The following is a 24,263-nucleotide window of genomic DNA, read 5'->3' as shown; positions in this document are numbered from 1 at the left end:
CCGCTGGGTCGCGAAGCGGCCCCAAAAATGGGGCTGCTGCGCAGTCCAGCGGGAGCAAGCTCCCTCGCCACAGGTACGGTGCTCACCCTTAACTGACTGGCATTAGGCACCAGGCCGGGTTTATCGTTTCAAGCATCGATCAATGCAAAATCTGGCTCAAGAACAACTTGGTCCGGTCATTCTGCGGGTTGTCGAAGAAGTCATTCGGTGCCGCCTGTTCCACGATCTCGCCCTTGTCCATGAAGATCACGCGGTTGGCCACGGTGCGGGCAAAGCCCATTTCGTGGGTCACGCACAACATGGTCATGCCGTCTTCGGCCAGGCCGATCATGGTGTCCAATACCTCTTTGACCATTTCCGGGTCGAGTGCCGAGGTCGGCTCGTCGAACAGCATGATTTTCGGCTTCATGCACAAGGCGCGGGCAATCGCCACACGCTGCTGCTGGCCACCGGACAGTTGCCCCGGAAACTTGTGGGCCTGCTCCGGGATGCGCACGCGCTCCAGGTAATGCATGGCAATTTCTTCGGCCTTGCGCTTGGGCATCTTGCGCACCCACATCGGCGCCAGCGTGCAGTTCTGCAGGATGGTCAGGTGTGGGAACAGGTTGAAGTGCTGGAACACCATGCCGACTTCACGGCGGATCGCTTCGATCTGCTTGAGGTCGTTGGTCAGTTCCACGCCGTCGACCACGATGCGGCCCTGCTGGTGCTCTTCCAGACGGTTGAGGCAGCGGATGGTGGTGGACTTGCCCGAACCCGACGGGCCACACAGCACGATACGCTCGCCCTGCTTGACGTTGAGGTTGATGTCTTTCAACACGTGGAACTGGCCGTACCACTTGTTGACGCCCTGCATCTGGATAATGCCTTCAGGGCTCACAGGCTGTTTGATCGCTTCGCTCATAACAACAACTCCTAACGCTTGTGGCCTGTGTCGAGCTTGTGTTCCAAATGAATGGAATAGCGCGACATACCAAAACAGAAAATCCAGAACACCAAGGCGGCGAACACGTAGCCTTCAGTGGCCATGCCCAACCATTTCGGGTCGGCGGCGGCTTGCTTGACGCTGTTGAGCAGGTCGAACAGGCCGATGATGATCACCAGGCTCGTGTCCTTGAACAGCGCGATAAACGTGTTGACGATGCCGGGAATGACCATCTTCAGGGCCTGCGGCAGAATCACCAGGCCCATGCTGCGCCAGTAACCCAAGCCCATTGCTGCGGCCGCTTCGTACTGCCCTTTGGGAATCGCCTGCAAGCCCCCGCGTACCACCTCGGCCACGTAGGCCGACTGGAACAGGATCACGCCAATCAGTGCGCGCAGCAGCTTGTCGATGCCCATGCCTTCCGGCAGGAACAGCGGCAGCATCACCGACGACATGAACAACACGGTGATCAACGGCACGCCGCGCCAGAATTCGATGAAGGTCACGCAGACCACACGAATCGCCGGCATATTCGAGCGCCGCCCCAACGCCAGCATAATGCCCAGTGGCAAGGCGCCGGCGATGCCAACGGTGGCGATCACCAGGGTCAGCATCAGGCCGCCCCATTGGCTGGTCGCCACGTTGGCCAGGCCGAAGATCCCACCGTGCAGCAGGAAGAAGGCGATGATCGGGTACAGCACCAAAAAGCTCAGCCCGTAGATCGCCTTGCGTTGAAAGCGCGAGACGAACAACGGCGCCACGCCGACGATGGCCAGCCACACGGTCAGGTCTACGCGCCAGCGCAGGTCGCCGGGGTAGTAGCCGTACATGAACTGCCCGAAGCGCTGTTGGATAAACACCCAGCAGGCGCCCTCCTTCGTGCAATCGGCGCGCGTGGTGCCGACCCAGTTGGCGTCGATGATCGCCCAGCTCAGGATCGGCGGCACCACCAGGTAGATCAGGTAGAACGCCAGTAATGTCAGCAGCGTGTTGAGCCAGCTGGAGAACAGGTTGGCGCGCATCCATGCCATCGGCCCGAACACTTTGTTCGGCGGTGGCATATCAGGTTTGAAAGTATGCGTACTCATGGGCGTTTCCTCACCGCTCGATCAGCGCAATGCGCTTGTTGTACCAGTTCATCAGCAGGGAAATGCTGATGCTGATCGCCAGGTACACGCTCATGGTGATGGCAATGACTTCGATGGCCTGGCCGGTCTGGTTGAGTACCGTGCCGGCAAACAGCGAAACCATCTCCGGGTAACCGATACCGGCCGCCAGCGAGGAGTTCTTCGCCAGGTTCAGGTATTGGCTGGTCAGCGGCGGAATGATCACCCGCAGGGCCTGCGGGATGATGACCTTGCGCAGCGTCGGCCCAGGGCGCAGGCCCAGGGAGCGCGCGGCTTCGGTCTGGCCGTGGCTGACGGACTTGATGCCCGACCGCACGATCTCGGCAATAAATGCTGCCGTGTAGACGGTCAGCGCCAGGGTCAGTGCCAGCAGTTCCGGGATAAGTACCCAGCCGCCGACAAAGTTGAAACCTTGCAGCTTGGGCATTTCCCAGTGCAGCGGTGCACCGAAGATCAAGGCGCACAGCGCCGGGATCAGGATGAACAGCGCCAGGCCCGCCCAGAATTTGTGGAAGGGTACGCCGGTTGCTTCGAAGCGTTTGTTGGCCCAACGCGCCATCAGCACGATTGCCAGGATGGCAACGACGATGCTGGCCACAAACGGCCAGAAACCGTCAGCGGCAAGCGCTGCCGGCATGTTCAGGCCACGGCTGCTGACAAAGAAGGTATCGCCGAAGTTGTGGCTGTTACGCGGCCCCGGCATGGTCAGGAACACCGCGAAGTACCAGAACAGGATTTGCAGCAGTGGCGGAATGTTGCGGAAGACCTCCACATACACCGTCGCCAGTTTGTTGATCATCCAGTTCGGCGACAGCCGCGCCACGCCGATCACGAACCCGAGCAGTGTCGCCAGGATCACGCCGATAAAGGTCACCAGCAAGGTGTTGAGCAAACCGATCACAAACACCCGGGCATAACTGTCCGATTCGGTGTAGTCGATCAGGTGCTGCGCGATACCGAAGCCGGCACTGCGCTCAAGGAAGTCGAAACCCGAGGTAATGCCTCGGTGTTGCAGGTTGGTCTGGGTGTTATTGAAGAGGTACCAGCCCAGCGAGACCACCGCCACAATCGTGATGATCTGGAAGAGCCACGCACGCACTTTGGGATCGCTGAAGCTGAGCTTCTGCTTTGGTGCGCCGATTTGATTTTGCATGAAGTGCCCCGGAAATAATGGAACAGAACATCACCCGGCGGTTGGCCCACCGGGTGACAGAACCATCAGCGATCAGCGCACAGGTGGTGCGTATTGAATGCCGCCGTTGTTCCACAGCGCGTTCAGGCCACGGTCGATTTCCAGCGGGGTGCTCTTGCCCAGGTTGCGCTCGAACACTTCACCGTAGTTACCGACTTGCTTGACGATCTGTACGACCCAATCTTTCTTCACTTTCAGGTCTTTGCCGTATTCACCGTCAGCACCGAGCAGACGTGCAACGTCCGGGTTCTTGGTGGATTTGGCTTCAGCCTCAACGTTTTTCGAGGTGATACCGGCCTCTTCAGCGTTGAGCATGGCGTAGCCAACCCAGCGCACGATGGCCAGCCACTCGTCGTCGCCGTTACGCACGACCGGGCCCAGAGGTTCCTTGGAAATGGTTTCCGGCAGAACCACGTAGTCTTTCGGCGCGGCCAGCTTGCTGCGCTGGGCGAACAATTGGGACTTGTCGGAAGTCAGTACGTCGCAACGACCGGATTCCAGCGACTTGGCGCTTTCATCGGAGGTGTCGAAGGTGATCGGGGTGTACTTCAGGTTGTTGCCACGGAAGTAGTCGGAAACGTTCAGCTCAGTGGTGGTACCGGCCTGGATGCAGATGGTTGCACCGTCCAGTTCCTTGGCACTTTTCACGCCCAGCTTGTTGTTTACCAGAAAGCCAATGCCGTCGTAGTAAGTGATGAAGCCTGGGAATTTCAGGCCCATGCCGGCATCGCGGGAGCTGGTCATGGTGGTGTTACGGGACAGAATGTCGACTTCGCCGGATTGAAGCGCGGTGAAACGCTCCTTGGCGTTCAACTGGCTGAATTTGACCTTGGTCGCGTCGCCGAAAACGGCAGCCGCCACAGCGCGGCAAACATCAGCGTCGATCCCCAGGATCTTGCCGCTGGCATCCGGTACCGAGAAACCCGGCAGGCCGTCACTCACGCCACATTGCACAAAGCCTTTCTTCTGCACGGCGTCCAGCGTGGCGCCAGCTTGGGCGAAACCACTGACACCCAGTACAGCCGCCGCGGAAACGATGGCCAGGGTGGATTTCAATACCTTCATTCAAACCTCCAGTTGCTCTTGTTGTGTCGGAGCTCGAACCTCAGCGCACCCTTATGAGGCGATATCGACCCGTGTTGGCTTTTTTGGGGTCAAGCGGCATGAGGTTGTTGCGATCAATCCAGTTGCTATCCCACAAGCGGCAGTCACTGATAGTGTTACCGTCCTGAGATAGCGCTGACATCGTTCAACACATAGCAAGGCCCGTACCAGAGTGCCGGCTGAGTCGATTCAGCCCACGGTCAATAGAAAAAGATTCAACCGTGCGACATCTTCTTAACAGATCAACCCATCGCGCACCGTTCCGACGCACCCAATCGGAGCGCACGCACATTAATGGAGCAGACATGACCGAACCCTTGATTCTTCAGCCCGCCAAGCCCGCAGACGCCTGCGTAATCTGGTTGCATGGCCTGGGTGCCGATCGCTACGACTTCCTGCCGGTGGCCGAAGCGTTGCAGGAAAGCTTGCTGACCACCCGCTTCGTTTTGCCCCAGGCACCGACCCGCCCGGTGACAATCAATGGCGGCTACGAGATGCCCAGTTGGTACGACATCAAGGCCATGAGCCCGGCGCGGTCGATCAGCCTGGAAGAGCTGGAAGTGTCGGCCAAAATGGTCACGGATTTGATCGAGGCACAGAAGAGAACCGGAATAGACGCTTCGCGGATTTTTCTCGCAGGCTTTTCCCAAGGCGGTGCGGTGGTATTCCACACGGCGTTTCTTAATTGGGAAGGCCCCCTGGGTGGCGTCATTGCCCTCTCCACCTACGCGCCCACCTTCGATAATGAGCTGGAGTTATCTGCCAGCCAGCAGCGCATTCCAACGCTGTGTCTGCACGGCCAGTACGATGAAGTGGTACAGAACGCCATGGGTCGCACGGCGTATGAGCACCTGAAGAGCCGTGGTGTCACCGTGACATGGCAGGAATACCCAATGGGCCACGAAGTGTTACCCCAGGAGATACACGATATCGGCGCCTGGCTGACCGCGCGCCTGGGCTGAAACCCGGCGTTTATGTAGCCGTATGACAGACGCACTACGCCGCGCCCGATTCTTGCATTACACTGGCCGGCGTACATTCCTTAACCAATTAATGAGATCACCGTGCTCAAAGCACTTAAGAAGATGTTCGGCAAAAGCGAGGCTGAGCCGCTCGCGCCTGATTCCAGTGCTCCAACCCCCACGCCCGGCAGCCGCAATGACGGTCAGCAGCCAGGTCGGACCGCACCTGTCACCCCGCCGAAGAAGCCGACCGTGAAGCCGCCTGAACAGGCAGAGCTGGTTGAGGCCGCTCCCGCGCCAGTCGCGCCCAAGCCGCGCCGTGAACGTGCACCAAAACCGCCCGTGATCCCATGGAAACTCGAAGACTTCGTCGTCGAGCCCCAGGAAGGCAAGACCCGCTTCCACGATTTCAAACTGGCCCCGGAACTGATGCACGCCATCCAGGACCTGGGTTTCCCGTACTGCACGCCGATCCAGGCGCAGGTGCTCGGCTTTACCCTCGCCGGCAAAGACGCCATCGGTCGCGCCCAGACCGGTACCGGCAAGACCGCCGCCTTCCTGATCTCGATCATCACCCAGCTGCTGCAGACGCCACCGCCGAAAGAACGCTACATGGGTGAGCCGCGCGCACTGATCATCGCCCCGACCCGCGAGCTGGTGGTGCAGATCGCCAAGGACGCCGCCGACCTCACCAAGTACACCGGCCTCAACGTCATGACGTTCGTCGGCGGCATGGACTTCGACAAGCAGCTCAAGCACCTTGAAGCCCGTCACTGCGACATTCTGGTGGCCACGCCGGGCCGCCTGCTGGACTTCAACCAGCGCGGCGACGTGCACCTGGACATGGTCGAAGTGATGGTGCTGGACGAAGCCGATCGCATGCTCGACATGGGCTTTATCCCGCAAGTGCGCCAGATCATTCGCCAGACCCCACCGAAGGCCGAGCGCCAGACCCTGCTGTTCTCCGCGACCTTCACCGAAGACGTGATGAACCTCGCCAAGCAGTGGACCACCGACCCGTCCATCGTCGAGATCGAAGCGCTCAACGTCGCCAGCGAGAACGTCGAGCAACATATCTACGCCGTGGCCGGTGCCGACAAGTACAAGCTGCTCTACAACCTGGTCAACGACAACGGTTGGGAGCGCGTGATGGTGTTCGCCAACCGCAAGGACGAAGTGCGGCGTATCGAGGAGCGCCTGGTGCGTGATGGTGTGAACGCCGCGCAGCTGTCCGGCGATGTGCCGCAACACAAGCGCATCAAGACCCTGGAAGGTTTCCGCGAAGGCAAGATTCGTGTGCTGGTGGCCACCGACGTAGCGGGTCGCGGCATTCACATCGACGGCATCAGCCACGTGATCAACTTCACCCTGCCGGAAGTGCCGGACGACTACGTGCACCGCATTGGCCGTACAGGGCGGGCCGGGGCGGCGGGTGTGTCGATCAGCTTTGCCGGGGAAGATGACTCCTATCAGCTGCCGTCGATCGAAACGCTGCTGGGTCGCAAGATCAGTTGCGAAACCCCTCCGACACATTTATTGCGGGCCGTAGAGCGCAAACGCCCGTAAGCTGAAATGCGATAAAAAATGTGGGAGGGGGCTTGCCCCCGATAGCAGTGTATCAGTCAACAGAGGTGTTGAATGTGCCACAGTTATCGGGGGCAAGCCCCCTCCCACATTTGATTTCAGCTGATGTTGAGATAGGTGTTCGGCTGGTTATTTCCAGCGATCCGCCGCTGCGTGATCGCTGTGGCGCCCCTCTACCCAGCGCGCGCCCTCAGGTGTGTTTTCCTTCTTCCAGAACGGCGCCCGGGTCTTCAGGTAGTCCATCACAAACGCACAGGCATCAAACGCGGCCTGGCGATGGGCACTGGCGGCGGCAACGAACACAATCGGCTCACCCGGCTCCAGCGCGCCGATGCGGTGCAGCACTTCCAACTTGAGCAGCGGCCAACGCTGCTCGGCCTCCACGGCGATCTTGGCCAACGCCTTTTCGGTCATGCCGGGGTAGTGCTCCAGGAACATCCCCGACACGTCGCGGCCGTCATTGAAGTCGCGCACATAGCCGACAAAGCTCACCACCGCGCCCACGCCGACATTGGCCGCGTGCATGGCATTCACCTCGACGCCCGGATCAAACGCCTGGGCTTGCACACGAATGGCCATGGTCAGCCTCCAGTCACGGGAGGGAAGAACGCCACTTCGTCACCCGCCTGCACCGGCTCATCGAGGCCGCACAACTCTTCGTTGCGCGCACACATCAGGCTGGTCTCGTTGAGCACTGCAAACTCCGGGTCACTGGCCAGCGCGAGGCGCACAGCATCGACGGTGGCGAACTCGCCCTCCATCTCCAGCGAATCAAGGCCCACAGCCTCTGCGTAACGCGCAAAAAACAATACGTTGATGCTCATGCCTGGTCCGCCTTGAAGTGCCCGCTTTTACCGCCGAGTTTTTCCAGCAGGCGAATACTTTCGATGGTCATGCCACGGTCTACAGCCTTGCACATGTCGTAGATCGTCAGCGCGGCGACGCTGGCAGCGGTCAACGCCTCCATTTCCACGCCGGTCTGGCCGGAGAGCTTGCAGCGCGCCACGATATGCACCGAGTCTGCGCCGTCGGCGCTCAGTTCGACCTTGACGCCGGTCAACATCAGCGGGTGGCAGAGGGGAATCAAGTCACTGGTTTTTTTCGCGGCCTGGATCCCGGCAATGCGGGCCACGGCAAACACGTCGCCCTTGGGGTGGGCGCCGTCGACAATCATTTTCAGGGTCTCGGGCAACATGCGCACGCGCGCTTCGGCCACCGCCTCACGGAACGTCACGGACTTGTCGGTGACGTCGACCATGTGGGCGCGACCTTGGGAATCGAGATGAGTCAGCACAGGGATACTCCTGATCAGGAGCACCGATTGTAAACCTATCGCCGATCAAAATGTGGGAGGGGCAAGTGCCCTCCCACACTGACCGTATTTACAAGTGAGATTCGGCGTATTCGGCCAGAATCGAACGAGGCACCCCTTGCAGCGCGATGTGCACGCCGTTGGGGAAGTCTTTGAAGCGTTCCGTCAGGTAAGTCAGCCCGGAGCTGGTCGCGGACAGGTAAGGGGTGTCGATCTGTGCCAGGTTGCCCAGGCACACCACTTTGGAACCGGCGCCGGCACGGGTGATGATGGTTTTCATCTGGTGCGGCGTGAGGTTCTGGCATTCATCGATCAAAATCAGGCTTTGCTGGAAGCTGCGACCTCGGATGTAGTTGAGGGATTTGAACTGCAACGGCACTTTGCTGAGGATGTAGTCGACGCTGCCATGGGTGTTTTCGTCATCCATGTGCAAGGCTTCGAGGTTGTCGGTGATCGCCCCCAGCCACGGCTCCATTTTTTCCGCTTCGGTGCCGGGCAGGAAACCGATTTCCTGGTCCAGGCCCTGCACGCTGCGGGTGGCGATGATGCGGCGATAGCGCTTGGTCACCATGGTCTGCTCGATAGCGGCAGCCAGGGCGAGGATGGTTTTCCCGGAGCCTGCGGCGCCGGTCAGGTTGACCAAGTGGATGTCCGGGTCGAGCAGCGCATACAGCGCCAGGCTCTGGTAGATATCACGCGGTTTCAGGCCCCAGGCTTCCTGGTGCAACAGGGGTTCCTGATGCAGGTCGAGGATCAACAGCTTGTCGACCTGGATCTCTTTGATCCAACCCACGAAGCCTTGTTCGTCGATGATGAATTCATTGATATGCACGGCCGGCAGGTTGTCGATCAGCTGCACCTGGTGCCAGGTGCGGCCATGGTCCTGACGGGTTTCGACCTTGCTGACAAGGTCCCAGAACGAGCCGGTTACGGTGTGATAACCGCGGGAGAGCATCGACACATCGTCGACCAGTTGGTCGGTACTGTAGTCCTCGGCAGCGATCCCACACGCTCGTGCCTTGAGGCGCATATTGATGTCTTTGGTCACCAGCACCAGGCGCAGGTCCTTGTCGCGTGCGTGCAGGTCGATCAATTGGTTGATGATTTTGTTGTCGTTCAGGTTTTCCGGCAGCAGGCTGTTGGGCTCGCTGCGCTTGCTCATCAGGATCGACAGCAAGCCTTTGGGCCCGCTTTTACCGCGCTGGATCGGGACGCCGACCTCGACGTCTTCCGGCGAGGCTTCGCCCAATGTCTTGTCGATCAAGCGGATGGCCTGGCGGCACTCGGCAGCCACGCTGTGGTGCCCGCTTTTGAGTTTGTCGAGCTCCTCAAGCACGATCATCGGAATGGCGACGTGGTGTTCTTCGAAGTTAAGCAGTGCGTTTGGATCGTGGATCAATACGTTGGTATCAAGCACATAAAGGATTGGCTGGTCGGAAGAAGGGTTACGTCCATGATCATCCATACTCGGTCACCTTTGTGGGAGCCAGTCGACGCAATACCTGGGCGGTGCTGCGCCTCGATTCGACCACCGACTGCACCTGAGTGACGTCAAGCGCAGTGCCCACATGAGGAGTCTTGGAAGACGCCACCTGTGCTGCAGGTTTCGGCGATCTGACTTCGTAATACCGCAAAACCCATGACAGAAAAAAGCACTTTGACGTTTTTTTGAAGTTTATTTTTCAGGATGACGAATAGCACTAGCCGAGCACCATGGTCCCCGTTAAAGTCGGAAGTCCGCCTGCATTGAAATGTCGCACAAAATCACCCCACAAATGCCTCATCCCCAACAGGGCCGGGCATTTCAGCGAAAAGCCTCCCGGCAGTCCTGCCACCCCAAACCACTCTGCGCCGTTGCCTGCAACAAGATCGGCAAAGCCACCCGCGCCTTGTCCTGGGTGTCGTGAAACACGATGACCCCTTTGCGCCACAGCAACATCAGCGTCAGCACCCGCTGCGCCGACTCATCGGCCTTGAGCTTGCCTGGTTCGTCCTGGGAATCGATGTCCCACAACGCCACCTGCAAGCCCTGGGCTTGAAAGAAGCCCTGGCTGTCCGCACGACGCTGGCCATAGGGCGGCCGGAACAGCGGCACGTAGTTTTCCGGCATCAGGTTTTGGGCCAGCGATGCGCTGCGGGTGATGGAACTCTGCCAGTCCACCCAATGACTGTGCGAACGGTACTGCCACCCCTGGGTGCCAACGCACTGACCTTGATAGAGCGCCTCTACATCGGCGACGGAACTACGTTCCACACGGTTTTGCAGGCTGCTGCCAAGGGCGAAGAAGGTCGCATTCATCTTCTGTTTGCGCAGGTAATCGGTGAGCCAGTCGGTATTGCCACTGACCGGGGCCGGGCCGCCGTCGAAGGTCAGCAGGAACAGGCGGTCGTTGAATTCGTTGCCATTGCGCTCATGGTCGCCGAACAGTGCGACCTCGCTGCTGATCTGTGGGAACAGCGCAGCCTTGCGCAACAACTCGTCCAGGTAGCGCTCATGGAACACATGGCTGGGATTGGCCCAGCCTATATAGAAGGAGTCTTCGCTTACCTCAAACTTGCCGGCCTGCTCGAGCAGATCGTCCATGTTCTCTACCAGATAGCAGAACGAGGCGTCGACTTCGCAACTCTGCTGGGCGAACGTGTAGTTCTCCAGCAGGCGCTGCCAGAGTTGGCGGCGCAGGTCGTCGATGGCGGCCATGTTGATGATCTTCAGGCCCAGGCGCTGCTTGAGCGCGGCTTCATCCTGGCGCTCGCTGGCCAGTAGGCTGTGAGCGAACATCAGGATTTCGGCGCGTGAAGCCACATCGAACAGCGCCGGGCTGCTGAGCTTCTCGGGCCAGGTGCCACGGTCCAGGCTGGCTACATCCACCGGTGCCGCCTGGGCATTCAGGCAAAGCAGGCAAGCCGACAACAAAAGCGCTATTCGCACACAGGGTCTCCCTCTCCAGAGTCACCGGCCATCATAGCGGATCGCGCCTATCGCCATCATAGGTGGAGTCAAAACGCCCAACCCCCTAGAATCCCTCCACGTTTACAGGAGACGACTTCATGCTGATGGTGATTTCCCCCGCCAAGACCCTCGATTTCGAGTCAACGCCGGTAACCCCGCGCTTCACCCAGCCGCAATACCTCGACCACTCCCAGGAGTTGATCGAACAATTGCGCGAACTGAGCCCGGCGCAAATCAGCGAATTGATGCACGTATCCGACAAGATCGGCGGCCTCAACGCTGCCCGCTTCGGCAGTTGGACGCCCGCCTTCACCCAGGCCAATGCCAAGCAGGCGTTGCTGGCGTTCAAGGGTGACGTCTACACCGGCCTGAATGCCGACACCTTCAGCGACGCCGATTTCACCTACGCCCAGGACCACCTGCGCATGCTCTCCGGCCTGTACGGCCTGCTGCGCCCGCTGGACCTGATGATGCCGTACCGCCTGGAGATGGGCACCAAACTGCCCAACGCCCGTGGCAAGGACCTGTACGCCTTCTGGGGCACCCGCATCAGCGAGTGGCTCAATGAAGCGCTGGCCGCACAAGGTGATGACGTGCTGCTCAACCTGGCCTCCAACGAGTACTTCTCGGCGGTCAAGCGCACCGCCCTGAACGCGCGGATCATCAACACCGAGTTCAAGGACCTCAAGAACGGCCAGTACAAGATCATCAGTTTCTACGCCAAAAAGGCCCGGGGCATGATGAGCCGCTTCGTGATCGAAGAACGCATCAACGACCCGGCCAAGCTCAAGCAGTTCGATGTGCAGGGCTATCGCTTCAATGCCGAGCAGTCGAAGCCTGACAACCTGGTGTTTTTGCGCGATCACGCACCAGAATAAAGCCCTACTCCGACCTCATCGACGCTAAAAATCAAATGTGGGAAGGGCAAGCCCCCTCCCACATTTTTGCCTGCATTCCGCGCCTTAAATCGTCATTATTTTGGCGTCAAAAAATATTCAGACACCTCCCTAAAAATTCTTTCACTCGACATTTGTCGTTTTTTTTCGTAGTGGCACCAATTTTTTAAAACACTGATGGCACAAAACTATCCCTTCGCGCCAACTCCCTATAACTACTGGCCCAAATAGCAAGTGCTATCAATATACTACCAGTGCCATCTTTCCTAATATTTCAAGAAATTTCTGGAAACAGGATGAGCGGCCTGGAACTTCGTCCTAAAGCACTGCTCATACCACCGGTAACGAAATTCTCTGTTCCTGTAGGAGATGACTTACATGGCGGACCAACGGAAGTAGCAAAGTTGTCACATTAACTTTGACTCAGTGGTCACATTACCAACCGATTAGTTGAGAGCGGCGATAAGGATCAATTGCCACGAACTATAGGCCAAGGCTGTGCTTACCCTAATGGGTCAGTGATAAAACCCAAGGCATTGATAGTTAAAGGCTAAACGCCTCTATCAAGGTCCTGCGGCACTGGCGCCAAGCCCTTCTCCCAGGAAGGCTGGCTGCATTTGAGGGCAAGCCCCAATAACAAGGCCAAGTTGCGCACAACTTGAGTGCAATAGTTAGTCACTCACTATTTAACATGCCTGTACGCGGTAAGTCGGCGTCTATTCGCCTAACTTTCGCGGCATCAGTGACGCTTGCAAACATGAACTCCGGCCTTAATAGGCACGATTAACACAGTCTTGAATGACGAAGAGGTAAATGCGATGCGCATCAGCATATTTGGTCTCGGTTACGTTGGCGCAGTATGTGCCGGTTGCCTGTCTGCCCGTGGCCACGAAGTGGTCGGCGTAGACATCTCCAAGGACAAGATTGACCTGATCAATGCAGGCAAATCGCCAATCGTTGAACCGGGTCTGGGCGAACTGTTGAGCCAGGGTATCGAAACCGGCCGGCTGCGCGGCACGACCAATTTCGCCGAAGCCATTCGCGACACCGACTTGTCGATGATTTGCGTCGGCACGCCAAGCAAGAAAAACGGCGACCTGGAACTGGATTACATCGAAGCGGTGTGCCGCGAAATCGGCCTGGTCCTGCGTGACAAAGCCACTCGCCACACCGTGGTCGTGCGCAGCACCGTTCTGCCTGGCACCGTGGCCAACGTGGTGATCCCGATCCTTGAAGACTGCTCGGGCAAAAAAGCCGGCGTCGACTTCGGTGTCGCGGTCAACCCGGAATTCCTGCGTGAATCCACCGCCATCGCCGACTACGACCTGCCACCGATGACCGTCATCGGCGAATTCGACAAAGCCTCCGGCGATGTCCTGCAGTCGCTGTACGAAGAACTCGACGCGCCGATCATCCGCAAGGACATCGCTGTCGCCGAAATGATCAAGTACACCTGCAACGTGTGGCACGCCACCAAGGTCACCTTCGCCAACGAGATCGGCAACATCGCCAAGGCTGTCGGCGTCGACGGTCGCGAAGTGATGGAAGTGGTCTGCCAGGACAAGACCCTCAACCTGTCCCAGTACTACATGCGCCCAGGCTTCGCGTTCGGCGGCTCGTGCCTGCCAAAAGACGTGCGCGCCCTGACTTACCGCGCAGGTTCCCTGGACGTGGAAGCGCCGCTGCTCAACTCGCTGATGCGCAGCAACGAGTCCCAAGTGCAGAACGCCTTCGACATCGTCTCCAGCCACGACAAACGCCGCATCGCCTTGCTGGGCCTGAGCTTCAAGGCCGGCACCGATGACCTGCGCGAAAGCCCGCTGGTCGAGTTGGCCGAAATGCTGATCGGCAAGGGTTACGACCTGAGCATCTACGACAGCAACGTCGAGTACGCCCGTGTCCACGGTGCAAACAAAGACTACATCGAAGGCAAGATCCCGCACGTGTCGTCCCTGCTCAATTCGGACTTCGATGACGTGATCAACAACTCCGACGTGATCATCCTGGGCAACCGCGATGAGAAGTTCCGTGCCCTGGCGCATAACGCACCGCACGGCAAGCAAGTCGTCGACCTGGTGGGCTTCATGTCCGCAGCCACCAGCGTCAGCGGCCGCACCGAAGGCATTTGCTGGTAACAGCAACGGCAAGTTCCGGGCTGCAAGCGTACCAATCCCCAGCGCTTGCAGCCTGGAGCCTTCTTCACCTTCGGATGACGCTTATGTCCAAGTTAAAACACGTACTGCTCCAATCCGCCGGCTGGCTGTTCTTTCTGAGCCTGCTGATGGGTCTCGCCGCGTTGTTGCCGGCGAGTACGTTCGACTCCGAGTCGAAGAATTTTATTTTCCTGATTGGCGCCGTCGGTATCTGGCGCTACTCGATGGGTGCAACGCATTTCTTTCGCGGCATGCTGTTCCTGTACGTGGTCTACCCGCACCTGCGCCGTAAAGTGCGCAAGCTGGGCAAGGCTGCCGACCCGTCCCATGTGTTCCTGATGGTCACCAGTTTCCGTATCGATGCGCTGACCACCGCGCAGGTCTACAGCTCGGTGATCCGTGAAGCCATCGAATGCGGTTTCCCCACCACCGTGGTCTGCTCGCTGGTGGAAATGTCCGATGAGCTGCTGGTGAAGAGCCTGTGGGAACGCATGAACCCGCCGGAGCATGTGAAGCTCGACTTCGTGCGTATCGCCGGCACCGGCAAGCGCGATGGCCTGGCATTCGGTTTCCGCGCCATCTCCCGCCACCTGCCGGACGACCGTGCCGTGGTTGCGGTGATCGACGGCGACACCGTGCTCGCCGAAGGCGTCGTGCGCAAGACCGTGCCGTGGTTCCAGCTGTTCGGCAATGTCGGTGGCCTGACCACCAACGAGTTCTGCGAAGTACGCGGCGGCTACATCATGAGCGAGTGGCACAAACTACGCTTCGCCCAACGCCACATCAACATGTGCTCCATGGCCCTGTCCAAGCGCGTACTGACCATGACCGGTCGTATGTCGGTGTTCCGTGCCAGCGTCGTCACCGACCCAGGCTTTATCGCCGACGTGGAAAGCGACTCGCTGCAACACTGGCGCCTGGGCCGCTTCAAATTCCTCACCGGTGATGACAAATCCAGCTGGTTCAGCCTGATGCGCCTGGGCTACGACACCTTCTACGTGCCGGATGCAGCGATCAACACCGTGGAACACCCACCGGAAAAGAGCTTTATCAAGGCCAGCCGCAAGCTGATGTTCCGCTGGTACGGCAACAACCTGCGCCAGAACTCCCGTGCCCTGGGCCTGGGTGTGCGCCGCCTCGGCCTGTTCACGAGCGTGGTGCTGTTCGACCAGCGCGTGTCGATGTGGACCTCCCTGCTCGGCCTGACCGTGGCGATCATCGCCACCTTCAAGTACGGCGGCGCGTTCATCCTCGCCTACCTGCTGTGGATCGGCATCACTCGCCTGATCCTGACCCTGCTGCTGTCGTGCTCCGGCCACACGATCGGCCCGGCGTACCCGATGATTCTCTATTACAACCAGATCATGGGCGCGTTGGTGAAGATCTACGTGTTCTTCCGCCTTGATCAACAGTCCTGGACCCGCCAGGACACCAAACTGACCCGCGATTTGGCCAGCTTTCAACGTTGGTTCAACACCTGGTCGTCTCGGACCATGACCTTCTCCGCCGGCAGCATCTTCGTTGCCGTGTTGCTGATGATGGTCTGACCCTGCCAAGCCTGAATTAACTCTAGGAAATGCCCTGATGAACAGTCCAGTAAATGCCAACGTAGTCCACGAATCCGAAGCCCAGCGCCAGCACGCCCGTGTCAAAATCCCGGCCAAGCTGCGCTTCTTCAACACTGACCGCACCCAGACCGAAGCACGGGTGATCGACCTCTCCGCCGGCGGCCTGGCGTTCACCGCCACCCAACCGCTGACCATCGGTGAAGTGCACAAGGGTCGCCTGCAGTTCGTCATCGATAACCTCGGCCTGGCGATGGACGTGGAGCTGCAGATTCGCTCCTACGATCGCCAGACCGGCCGCACCGGTTGCCAGTTCCAGAACCTCGACGCCCAGGATATTTCCACCCTGCGCCACCTGATCACTTCGCACCTGTCCGGTGACATCGTGACCATGGGCGACGTGCTGGCGACCCTGCAGCGCGACAACTTCACCAAGGCGCGCAAGGTCAAGGACAGCGGCAGCAACATGAGCGCCTTCGGCCGCCTGCGCGCCGTGACGTTCAGCCTGGCGATCTTCCTGGTGGGCCTGGCGGCGTTCGGCTTTGTCTTCAAGTCGGTGTATGGCATGTATTTCGTCAGCCACGCACAGGCTGGCCTGGTGAGCGTGCCCGGCATGAACGTAACGATGCCGCGCGACGGCACCGTGCAAAGCTTGCTCAAAGGTGACGCAATCGCCGCCAAAGGCGCGCCGCTGGCGACCTTCAGCACCAGCATGCTCGATGTGCTCAAGGGCCACTTGGACGAAGACCAACTGCAACCGGCCAAGGTTGAGGAGCTGTTCGGCAAGCAAATGACTGGCACCCTGACGTCGCCGTGCGACTGCATCGTTGCCCAGCAACTGGTCGCCGACGGTCAGTACGCCAGCAAAGGCGACGTGATCTTCCAACTGGTGCCGCGCGGCGCCCAGGCCAATGTTGAAGCACGCTTCACCTACCGTCAGTTCGCTGACGTTCGCCCAGGTACACCCGTGAGCTTCCAGGTGGCCGACGAAGAACAGCTGCGCACCGGCACCATCGTCAGCAGCACCAGCCTGAACAGCGCCGACCTGTCCTCCGACATCCGCGTACAGATCAAACCTGACGCACCACTGGACAGCACCTACGCCGGCCGCCCGGTCGAAGTGATCAGCGACCGTGGCCCATCGCTGAACTGGCTGATCGATAAAGCCATGGCCCACGGTCTGTAAGCGAGGACATGCCTGTGATGACTATCCCAAACACGCCGCAATCCCTGCGGGAGCGAGCTTGCTGTGGCGAGGGCGCTTGCTCCCGTTCGACAGCGCAGCTGGAGCCGGCTTTTGGGGGCGCTACGCACCCCAGCGGGAGCAAGCTCCCTCGCCACAAAAGCAGTTGCCACTTGGGTTCAGTAGCGTTGCTGGCACTCGCAGTCAGCCTCGCCGGTTGCGCCGGCCTGCCCGACCAACGCCTGGCCAATGAAGCGCTCAAGCGTGGCGACACCGTCACCGCGCAGCAGAATTACCAGCAACTGGCAGACCTGGGTTACAGCGAGGCCCAAGTGGGCCTGGCCGATATCCAGGTCGGCACCCGCGATCCGGCGCAAATCAAACAGGCTGAAGCCACTTACCGTGCGGCGGCGGACACCTCGCCCCGCGCCCAGGCACGTCTCGGTCGCCTTCTGGTGGCCAAGCCAGGCAGCACCGAAGCCGAACACCATGAAGCCGAAGGCCTGCTGAAAAAAGCCTTCGCCAATGGCGAAGGCAACACGCTAATCCCGCTGGCGATGCTGTACCTGCAATACCCGCACAGCTTTCCGAACGTGAATGCCCAGCAACAGATCAGCAAATGGCAGGCCGCGGGTTACCCGGAAGCCGGCCTGGCGCAGGTGCTGCTGTATCGCACCCAGGACACCTACGACCAGCATCTGGATGATGTCGAGCGCATCTGTAAAGCCGCGCTGAACACCACCGACATCTGCTACGTCGAGCTGGCCACCGTCTACCAGAAAAAAGCCGAGCCCGAAAAACAGGCCGAACTGCTCAAGCAGATGGAAGCCGGTTACAGCCGTGGCACCGTCACCGCACAACGCGTGGACAGCGTAGCCCGTGTGTTGGGCGACGCCTCCCTGGGCAAGCCTGACGAGAAAACCGCCCAGGCCCTGCTGGAAAAAATCGCCCCTGGCTACCCGGCTTCCTGGGTCAGCCTGGCGCAACTGCTCTACGACTTCCCAGAATTGGGCGACGTCGACCAGATGATGAAGTACCTGGACAACGGCCGCGCCGCCGACCAGCCGCGCGCCGAACTGTTGCTGGGCAAGCTCTACTACGAAGGCAAGTGGGTGCCGGCGGACGCCAAGGCGGCCGAAGCGCATTTCCAGAAAGCCGTGGGCCGCGAAGTGGCCGCCGATTACTACCTCGGCCAGATCTACCGCCGTGGCTACTTGGGCCAGGTCTACTCGCAAAAAGCCCTGGATCACTTGCTGACCGCTGCGCGCAACGGCCAGAACAGCGCCGACTTCGCCATCGCCCAGTTGTTTTCCCAAGGCAAGGGCACCAAGCCCGACCCATTGAATGCCTATGTCTTCAGCCAATTGGCTAAAGCCCAGGACACGCCAGAGGCCAATGACTTGGCCACGCAGCTGGAAGCACCGCTGACGCCTGAGCAACGCGCTCAAGGCCAACGCCTGGTGCAACAGGAACTGGCCACCCGCGGCACCCTGGCCCAGAGCACGCTGCAACTGCACGCCCTGGAAGAAGAAGACGGCGAGGAATCCCTATGAAGCTCAACCCATTCGTCAAAGCCGGCATCGGCCTGACCTTCGCCTTGCTGTGGTCGTGCCCGACCCTGGCCGCACTGACCGAAGCGAAGAACTTCGGCCTGGAAGTCAAAGCCACCGCACAGTCCGAAGATGACCGTGACCTCGGCACGCAGAAAGGCGGCGACGTCAACGGCATCGGCCTCGACCTGCGCCCGTGGATCTACGGCGAAAGCGGCGCGTGGAGCGCCTACGCCATGGGCCAGGCAGTGGTGTCGAGCGACATCATCGAGACCGACACCCTGCAACAATCGGCGGATGACGAAAACCAGCAGACCACCAACGACGACCGCAAGACCAAGAAAAACTACTTGGCCATGCGCGAATTCTGGGTCGGCTACAGCGGCTTCACGCCCTACCCCGGCGAGATCCTCAAGCTGGGTCGCCAACGCCTGCGCAATGACGACGGCCAATGGCGCGACACCAACATCGAGGCGCTGAACTGGACCTTCGACACCACCCTGCTCAAGGCCAATGTCGGCGTCGCTGAACGCTTCAGCGAATACCGCACCGACCTCAAGGAACTGTCGCCCAAGGACAAGGATCGCCAGCACCTCTACGCTGACGCCGCCTACCAGTGGACGCCCGGCCAGTGGATCGGCCTGCGTGGTCACCACACCCATGACAACGGCAAGCTCGACTTCCCGGAACCCGGCGTGCCCACCGACTCGCTGGACAAACGCGAGAACGGCGACCTGACCTGGCTCGGCATCGAAGCCAACAGCGACGCCTACAACTGGCGCAACACCAACACGGTCAATTACTGGGCCAGCGTCACCGGCATGAGAGGCGACCGCGATTCGGTCAATGCCTTGAACGCCGACGGCACCCGCCCGACAGAGGCCAAGCGCAGCGATGACGTCAGTGGCTGGGCTACCGATCTGGGTATCCGCTTGCGTCTGGACCCTCAATGGCAAGTGGGTGCGGCCTACGCCCGCGCCAGTGCCGAATACGAGCAGAACGGCCTGCAAAGCAACCGTTCGAACTTCACCGGCACCCAATCCCGCCTGCACCGTTTCGGCGAAGCGTTTCGCGGCGAGATGAACAACATGCAGTCCATGAGCCTGTTCGGTTCCTGGCAGCTGCGCGAGGACTACGACGCCAGCCTGGTGTACCACAAGTTCTGGCGTGTCGACGGCAACAAGCCGGTGGGCAGCAACGGTATCGACGCCGTGCAGAACAATACCGACGACGTGACCGGCGCGATCCTGTCCAGCACTTCCCTGCCGCTTGAAGACGGCAAGAAAGACCTGGGCCAGGAGATGGACCTGGTGGTCACCAAGTACTTCAAGAAAGGCCTGCTGCCGGCCGCGCTCAGCCAGTCGATCGACGAACCGTCGGCCCTGGTGCGCTTCCGGGCGGGTGTGTTCAAGCCGGGTGATGCCTATGGCAGCCAGGTCGACTCGTACATGCACCGCGCGTTTGTCGACGTGATCTGGAAATTCTGATGGGAGCCTGCGCAATGAACCCTCAAGCCCTCAAAGGCTCGGCCATGCTGGCGGCAGCGATGCTGCTGGCAAGCGGTGCTGCCATGGCCGATGTCGCGCCGCAGGCTAAAGCGCCGACCATCGCCAAAGAACTGCAACAGGCCAAGACCTACACCATCTCCAGCCCGCCGACCGCGCCGCTGGAAATGGCCAAGCCGGCCCTGCCCGACCTGTCGGGCTACACCGACGCGGCGATGGAAAAGAAAATCGTGCGCGCCAAGCCGGGCAAAATCAGCATCCGCCGCATGATGCAGGAAGACGCCCTCAAGGACTTCATCGGCGGTGACAACAAGATGGCTGAATGGGTGGTGCGCCAGCACGGCATTCCCCAGGCGATCTTCATCGACGACGGCTACATGAACCTCAAGGACTTGCTCGGCAAAGTGCCTAAGCAGTACCTGAGCGAAACCTCGCCGGGTGTGTTCCTGGCCAAGCTGCCGATCGTGGTCGGACGCAAGGGCATCCTGGAAATCGACAAGAAAACCCAAGAGCTGCGCCTGTCCCAGGAAGCCGGTTCGTTCCTGATCAACGACGGCCAGCTGTTTGTGCGTGACACCAAAGTCACCGGCTGGAGCGAAAAGGCCAACGGCCCGGCGCTGTACAAGTCACCCAAGGAATTCCGCCCGTTCCTGCTGGCCTGGGGCGGTACCGAGACCTACATCTCCAACACCAAGATGGCCAGTTTCGGCTACGCCAACAGTAAGTCGTACGGGGTGAGTATTTCCCAGTACACGCCGAACATGGCCAAGGTGCTCAAGCGCCCTGAGCCGACGGGCTGGATCATCGACTCCGAGTTCTCGGACATGTGGTACGGCTTCTACTGCTACGAGACCACAGGCTTTGTGATCAAGGGCAATACCTACAAAGACAACATCGTCTACGGCATTGACCCCCACGACCGTTCCCACGGCCTGATCATCGCGGACAACACCGTCTACGGCACCAAGAAGAAGCACGGCATCATCATTTCCCGGGAAGTGAACGACAGCTTCATCTTCAATAACCGCAGCTACGACAACAAGCTGTCGGGCCTGGTACTCGACCGTAACAGCGTCAACAACTTCGTCGCCGACAACGAGTTTTACCGCAACCACACCGACGGCATCACGCTCTATGAGAGCGGCGACAACCTGCTGTGGGGCAACAAGGTGATTGCCAACCGTCGCCACGGTATCCGCGTGCGTAACAGCGTCAACATCAAGCTGTACGAAAACACATCGATGGCCAACGGCCTGACCGGCCTCTACGGCCACATCAAGGACTTGACCGACACCGACCGCGACATCGCCCTCGACCCGTTCGACGCCAAGGTCTCGCTGATCGTGGTCGGCGGTGAACTGGCGGGTAACGGCAGCGGGCCGTTGTCCATCGACTCGCCGTTGAGTGTCGAGTTGTACCGCGTGTCGATGCTGGCGCCGACCAAATCCAGCGGCATCAGCTTCAACGGCGTGCTGGGCGATCGCCAGGAAGAGATTCTCGACCTGTTGGTGCGCCAGCAGAAAGCCGTGCTGATCGACCCTGTCGAACGCCAGACCGAATTGCAGGACTGAGGATGACCCTTATGCACCCACACATGATCAAATTGCTGAGCCTCTCGGGTCTGACCCTCGGCCTGCTCGCGGCCAGCCAGGGCGTGCGCGCCGACGAAATCAAGGCGCCGACCTTCACCGCCGAACCGTGTTGCAGCCTGTGCCCGGCCGCCCACGACGCGAAGAACTACACCACGCGTTACCAGCAGAACTTCACCACCCTGGTACAGGCCCAGGGCGACTGGCTTTTCCGTACCCAGGAAGACCTGCGCACCGAATTCGACACCACCCCGTCCGGCTATAAGCGCATGCAGCAGTTGCACGATGCGTTCAAGGCCAAGGGCGTGGAACTGGTGGTGGTCTACCAGCCGACCCGTGGCCTGGTGAACCGCAACAAACTCAACCCGGAAGAAAAGGCCAAGTTCGATTTCGACAAGGCGTTGGGCAACTACAAGACCATGCTTGGCCGTTTCGCCAAGATGGGCTACGTGGTGCCGGACCTGTCGCCGTTGACCAACGAGCAGCTTCCGGACGAATTGCCGGCCCACGATTTCTACTTCCGCGGCGACCAGCACTGGACCCCGTACGGCGCCCAGCGCACCGCGAAAATCGTCGCGGCCAAGGTTAAGCAAATGCCTGAGTACGCCGAGATTCCCAAGCGCGAATTCGAGACCAAGCGCTCCGGGCGCATGGGCAAGACCGGCACCTTGCACAACATGGCCGGGCAACTCTGCGGTACCAGCTACGCGATCCAGTACATGGACCAGTTCACCACCGAGCCCAAGGGCGAAGCGGGCGACGGCGACCTGTTCAGCGATTCGGGCAACCCGCAGATCACCTTGGTCGGCACCAGCCACAGTGGCAAGAACTACAACTTCGCCGGCTTCCTGGAAGAGGAAATCGGTGCCGACATCCTCAACGTCGCCTTCCCTGGCGGTGGCCTGGAAGGTTCGATGATCCAGTACCTGGGCAGCGACGAATTCCAGAAGAGCCCGCCGAAAATTCTCATCTGGGAATTCTCGCCGCTGTATCGCCTCGACCAGGAAACCATCTACCGCCAGATGATGGCGCTGCTGGACAACGGCTGCGAAGGCAAGACCGCGCAGATGAGCGCCAGCACCACATTGAAACCCGGCAAGAACGAATTGCTGGTTAACAGTTCGAACAAAGACCTGCGCAACGCCAACCATCAGGTTGATATCCGCTTCGCCGATCCGTCGGTGAAAACCTTGCAAGCCACCCTCTGGTACATGAACGGGCGCCACGAGGACATCAAGATCGAGAAACCCGAAACATCCGATACAGACGGGCGTTTCGCCTTTGAACTGCGCACCGATGAAGACTGGGCCTCGCAGAACTTGCTGGCCGTGGAAGTGCAGGGCCCCGAAGCGGGCGCTGCCGCGCAGAAAGTCGAAGCGAAAATTTGCACACGCAACGTATTCCCGGCGGGCGGTCAACAGACCGCTGCTGCCGGGCAATGAGGTTACCTATGCAGAAGTTATTGATTCCAACGCTGCTGGGCCTGGCGATGTTCGCCGGCTCAGTCAACGCCGCCGCGCCACTGCGTCCACCCCAGGGGTATTTCGCCCCGGTGGAAGCGTTCAAGACCGGCGACTTCAAGAATGACTGCGACGCCATGCCGCCGCCGTACACCGGCTCGCTGCAATTTCGCAGCAAGTACGAAGGCTCGGACAAGGCCCGTTCCACGCTGAACGTGCAATCCGAAAAAGCCTTTCGCGACAGCACCGCCGACATCACCAAGCTGGAAAAAGACACCAGCAAGCGCGTGATGCAGTTCATGCGCGACGGTCGTCCGGAGCAGCTGGAATGCACCTTGAATTGGCTTACGAGCTGGGCCAAGGCCGACGCGTTGATGTCCAAGGACTTCAACCACACCGGCAAATCCATGCGCAAATGGGCACTGGGCAGCATGGCTTCGGCCTATGTGCGCCTGAAGTTCTCTGACTCGCACCCGCTGGCCAACCACCAGCAGGAATCGCAGCTGATCGAAGCCTGGTTCAACAAACTGGCCGATCAGGTGGTGAGCGATTGGGACAACCTGCCGCTGGAAAAAACCAACAACCACTCCTACTGGGCCGCCTGGTCGGTGATGGCAACGTCCGTCGCCACCAACCGCCGCGACCTGTTTGATTGGGCCGTCAAGGAATACAAGGTCGGCGTGAACCAGGTCGATGACCAGGGCTTCCTGCCGAACGAGCTGAAGCGTCAGCAACGGGCGCTGTCGTACCACAACTACGCCCTGCCGCCGCTGTCGATGATCGCCAGTTTTGCCCTGGTCAACGGTGTGGACCTGCGCCAGGAAAACAACAGCGCGCTCAAACGCCTGGGCGACAAAGTGCTGGCCGGGGTGAAAGACCCGGAGATCTTCGAGAAGAAGAACGGCAAAGAGCAGGACATGAAAGACCTCAAGGAAGACATGAAATACGCCTGGCTTGAGCCCTTCTGCACCCTCTACACCTGCGCCCCGGATGTGATCGAGCGCAAGCACGGGATGCAGCCGTTCAAGACCTTCCGCCTCGGGGGTGACCTGACCAAGGTCTACGACCCGACGCATGAAAAGGGCAACAAAGGTTCCTGACGAAACACGGTAAAAAATGTGGGAGGGGGCTTGCCCCCTCCCACAGTTTGAGTCGGTTTCGTCAGTAGGAATGTAGTACCGCCCTCCCCGTCTTTTCGTGGGGGGT

General features: G+C 59.9%; 20 protein-coding genes. 11 read left to right on the top strand and 9 right to left on the bottom strand.

Annotation, left to right across the window (positions count from 1 at the left end):
- Nucleotides 1-139: 139 nt before the first annotated feature.
- The 4 genes from K7431_RS13245 to K7431_RS13230 form a co-directional block, all read right to left on the bottom strand.
- Nucleotides 140-904, bottom strand: coding sequence for an amino acid ABC transporter ATP-binding protein (locus K7431_RS13245; RefSeq protein WP_003171943.1), 765 nt, complete (start codon nt 902-904; stop codon nt 140-142).
- 11 nt (nt 905-915) lie between these two features.
- Nucleotides 916-2,013 carry an amino acid ABC transporter permease gene (locus tag K7431_RS13240; RefSeq protein WP_012722346.1) on the bottom strand — a complete coding sequence of 366 codons (1,098 nt, stop codon included), beginning with the start codon at nt 2,011-2,013 and terminating at the stop codon, nt 916-918.
- Between the two features lie 10 nt (nt 2,014-2,023).
- Nucleotides 2,024-3,205, bottom strand: a complete 1,182-nt coding sequence (locus tag K7431_RS13235; protein WP_012722345.1) for an amino acid ABC transporter permease — start codon at nt 3,203-3,205, stop codon at nt 2,024-2,026.
- Nucleotides 3,206-3,277: 72 nt separating this feature from the next.
- Nucleotides 3,278-4,309 carry an amino acid ABC transporter substrate-binding protein gene (locus tag K7431_RS13230; protein ID WP_010212954.1) on the bottom strand — a complete coding sequence of 344 codons (1,032 nt, stop codon included), beginning with the start codon at nt 4,307-4,309 and terminating at the stop codon, nt 3,278-3,280.
- A gap of 344 nt (nt 4,310-4,653) precedes the next feature.
- Here K7431_RS13230 and K7431_RS13225 point away from each other — a divergent pair, with 344 nt between their 5' ends.
- Together K7431_RS13225 and rhlB are read left to right on the top strand one after the other, a co-directional pair.
- Entirely contained in the window at nt 4,654-5,310 is a 657-nt protein-coding gene (locus K7431_RS13225; RefSeq protein WP_012722344.1) for an alpha/beta hydrolase, read from the top strand.
- Nucleotides 5,311-5,406: 96 nt separating this feature from the next.
- On the top strand, nt 5,407-6,876 hold the full coding sequence (gene rhlB, locus K7431_RS13220) for an ATP-dependent RNA helicase RhlB (RefSeq protein WP_043204814.1): 1,470 nt from the start codon (nt 5,407-5,409) through the stop codon (nt 6,874-6,876).
- A 147-nt stretch (nt 6,877-7,023) separates the two neighbouring features.
- Here the strand turns inward: rhlB and moaE are convergent, their stop codons facing one another.
- The 5 genes from moaE to K7431_RS13195 form a co-directional block, all read right to left on the bottom strand.
- On the bottom strand, nt 7,024-7,473 hold the full coding sequence (gene moaE, locus K7431_RS13215) for a molybdopterin synthase catalytic subunit MoaE (RefSeq protein WP_012722342.1): 450 nt from the start codon (nt 7,471-7,473) through the stop codon (nt 7,024-7,026).
- Nucleotides 7,474-7,475: 2 nt separating this feature from the next.
- Complete coding sequence (gene moaD / locus K7431_RS13210; RefSeq protein ID WP_012722341.1) at nt 7,476-7,718, bottom strand: molybdopterin converting factor subunit 1; 243 nt, start codon at nt 7,716-7,718, stop codon at nt 7,476-7,478.
- Entirely contained in the window at nt 7,715-8,188 is a 474-nt protein-coding gene (gene moaC, locus K7431_RS13205; RefSeq protein ID WP_012722340.1) for a cyclic pyranopterin monophosphate synthase MoaC, read from the bottom strand. Before moaC ends, moaD begins: the two co-directional genes overlap by 4 nt.
- A gap of 88 nt (nt 8,189-8,276) precedes the next feature.
- Complete coding sequence (locus K7431_RS13200) at nt 8,277-9,671, bottom strand: PhoH family protein (protein ID WP_012722339.1); 1,395 nt, start codon at nt 9,669-9,671, stop codon at nt 8,277-8,279.
- A gap of 339 nt (nt 9,672-10,010) precedes the next feature.
- Complete coding sequence (locus tag K7431_RS13195; RefSeq protein WP_012722338.1) at nt 10,011-11,135, bottom strand: polysaccharide deacetylase family protein; 1,125 nt, start codon at nt 11,133-11,135, stop codon at nt 10,011-10,013.
- A gap of 119 nt (nt 11,136-11,254) precedes the next feature.
- Between K7431_RS13195 and yaaA the strand changes: the two genes are divergently transcribed.
- From yaaA to K7431_RS13150, 9 genes are all read left to right on the top strand, one after another.
- Nucleotides 11,255-12,034: a peroxide stress protein YaaA gene (gene yaaA / locus K7431_RS13190; RefSeq protein WP_012722337.1), complete on the top strand. Its 780-nt coding sequence runs from the start codon at nt 11,255-11,257 to the stop codon at nt 12,032-12,034.
- An 836-nt stretch (nt 12,035-12,870) separates the two neighbouring features.
- Complete coding sequence (locus tag K7431_RS13185) at nt 12,871-14,187, top strand: nucleotide sugar dehydrogenase (protein ID WP_012722336.1); 1,317 nt, start codon at nt 12,871-12,873, stop codon at nt 14,185-14,187.
- Nucleotides 14,188-14,270: 83 nt separating this feature from the next.
- Nucleotides 14,271-15,752, top strand: coding sequence for a mannuronan synthase (gene alg8, locus K7431_RS13180; RefSeq protein WP_162471071.1), 1,482 nt, complete (start codon nt 14,271-14,273; stop codon nt 15,750-15,752).
- A gap of 37 nt (nt 15,753-15,789) precedes the next feature.
- Complete coding sequence (locus tag K7431_RS13175; RefSeq protein ID WP_012722334.1) at nt 15,790-16,956, top strand: alginate biosynthesis protein Alg44; 1,167 nt, start codon at nt 15,790-15,792, stop codon at nt 16,954-16,956.
- 8 nt (nt 16,957-16,964) lie between these two features.
- Nucleotides 16,965-18,506, top strand: coding sequence for an alginate biosynthesis TPR repeat lipoprotein AlgK (gene algK / locus K7431_RS13170; protein ID WP_173390378.1), 1,542 nt, complete (start codon nt 16,965-16,967; stop codon nt 18,504-18,506).
- On the top strand, nt 18,503-19,990 hold the full coding sequence (locus K7431_RS13165) for an alginate export family protein (protein WP_012722332.1): 1,488 nt from the start codon (nt 18,503-18,505) through the stop codon (nt 19,988-19,990). Before algK ends, K7431_RS13165 begins: the two co-directional genes overlap by 4 nt.
- Complete coding sequence (algG, locus tag K7431_RS13160) at nt 19,990-21,579, top strand: mannuronan 5-epimerase AlgG (protein WP_012722331.1); 1,590 nt, start codon at nt 19,990-19,992, stop codon at nt 21,577-21,579. Before K7431_RS13165 ends, algG begins: the two co-directional genes overlap by 1 nt.
- A gap of 11 nt (nt 21,580-21,590) precedes the next feature.
- Nucleotides 21,591-23,039 (top strand): alginate O-acetyltransferase, encoded by a 1,449-nt coding sequence (locus K7431_RS13155; protein WP_043206137.1) that lies wholly within the window; start codon nt 21,591-21,593, stop codon nt 23,037-23,039.
- Between the two features lie 8 nt (nt 23,040-23,047).
- Nucleotides 23,048-24,157, top strand: a complete 1,110-nt coding sequence (locus tag K7431_RS13150) for a mannuronate-specific alginate lyase (RefSeq protein WP_085983627.1) — start codon at nt 23,048-23,050, stop codon at nt 24,155-24,157.
- The last annotated feature ends 106 nt before the right edge of the window (nt 24,158-24,263 follow it).

Source organism: Pseudomonas fluorescens group sp., assembly GCF_020093335.1.
GTDB lineage: Bacteria > Pseudomonadota > Gammaproteobacteria > Pseudomonadales > Pseudomonadaceae > Aquipseudomonas > Aquipseudomonas petroselini.
This window is presented reverse-complemented; position numbering and strand designations above follow the sequence as displayed.

Bases quoted from the DNA above. Each gene is read 5' to 3' on its own strand.
- K7431_RS13165 (WP_012722332.1), top strand. From the start codon at position 18,503: ATGAAGCTCAACCCATTCGTCAAAGCCGGCATCGGCCTGACCTTCGCC.
- alg8 (WP_162471071.1), top strand. From the start codon at position 14,271: ATGTCCAAGTTAAAACACGTACTGCTCCAATCCGCCGGCTGGCTGTTC.
- K7431_RS13225 (WP_012722344.1), top strand. From the start codon at position 4,654: ATGACCGAACCCTTGATTCTTCAGCCCGCCAAGCCCGCAGACGCCTGC.
- moaD (WP_012722341.1), bottom strand. From the start codon at position 7,718: ATGAGCATCAACGTATTGTTTTTTGCGCGTTACGCAGAGGCTGTGGGC.
- K7431_RS13185 (WP_012722336.1), top strand. From the start codon at position 12,871: ATGCGCATCAGCATATTTGGTCTCGGTTACGTTGGCGCAGTATGTGCC.
- K7431_RS13245 (WP_003171943.1), bottom strand. From the start codon at position 904: ATGAGCGAAGCGATCAAACAGCCTGTGAGCCCTGAAGGCATTATCCAG.
- K7431_RS13235 (WP_012722345.1), bottom strand. From the start codon at position 3,205: ATGCAAAATCAAATCGGCGCACCAAAGCAGAAGCTCAGCTTCAGCGAT.
- moaE (WP_012722342.1), bottom strand. From the start codon at position 7,473: ATGGCCATTCGTGTGCAAGCCCAGGCGTTTGATCCGGGCGTCGAGGTG.
- K7431_RS13240 (WP_012722346.1), bottom strand. From the start codon at position 2,013: ATGAGTACGCATACTTTCAAACCTGATATGCCACCGCCGAACAAAGTG.
- K7431_RS13150 (WP_085983627.1), top strand. From the start codon at position 23,048: ATGCAGAAGTTATTGATTCCAACGCTGCTGGGCCTGGCGATGTTCGCC.
- K7431_RS13155 (WP_043206137.1), top strand. From the start codon at position 21,591: ATGCACCCACACATGATCAAATTGCTGAGCCTCTCGGGTCTGACCCTC.
- K7431_RS13200 (WP_012722339.1), bottom strand. From the start codon at position 9,671: ATGGATGATCATGGACGTAACCCTTCTTCCGACCAGCCAATCCTTTAT.
- K7431_RS13230 (WP_010212954.1), bottom strand. From the start codon at position 4,309: ATGAAGGTATTGAAATCCACCCTGGCCATCGTTTCCGCGGCGGCTGTA.
- K7431_RS13175 (WP_012722334.1), top strand. From the start codon at position 15,790: ATGAACAGTCCAGTAAATGCCAACGTAGTCCACGAATCCGAAGCCCAG.
- algG (WP_012722331.1), top strand. From the start codon at position 19,990: ATGGGAGCCTGCGCAATGAACCCTCAAGCCCTCAAAGGCTCGGCCATG.
- yaaA (WP_012722337.1), top strand. From the start codon at position 11,255: ATGCTGATGGTGATTTCCCCCGCCAAGACCCTCGATTTCGAGTCAACG.
- algK (WP_173390378.1), top strand. From the start codon at position 16,965: ATGCCTGTGATGACTATCCCAAACACGCCGCAATCCCTGCGGGAGCGA.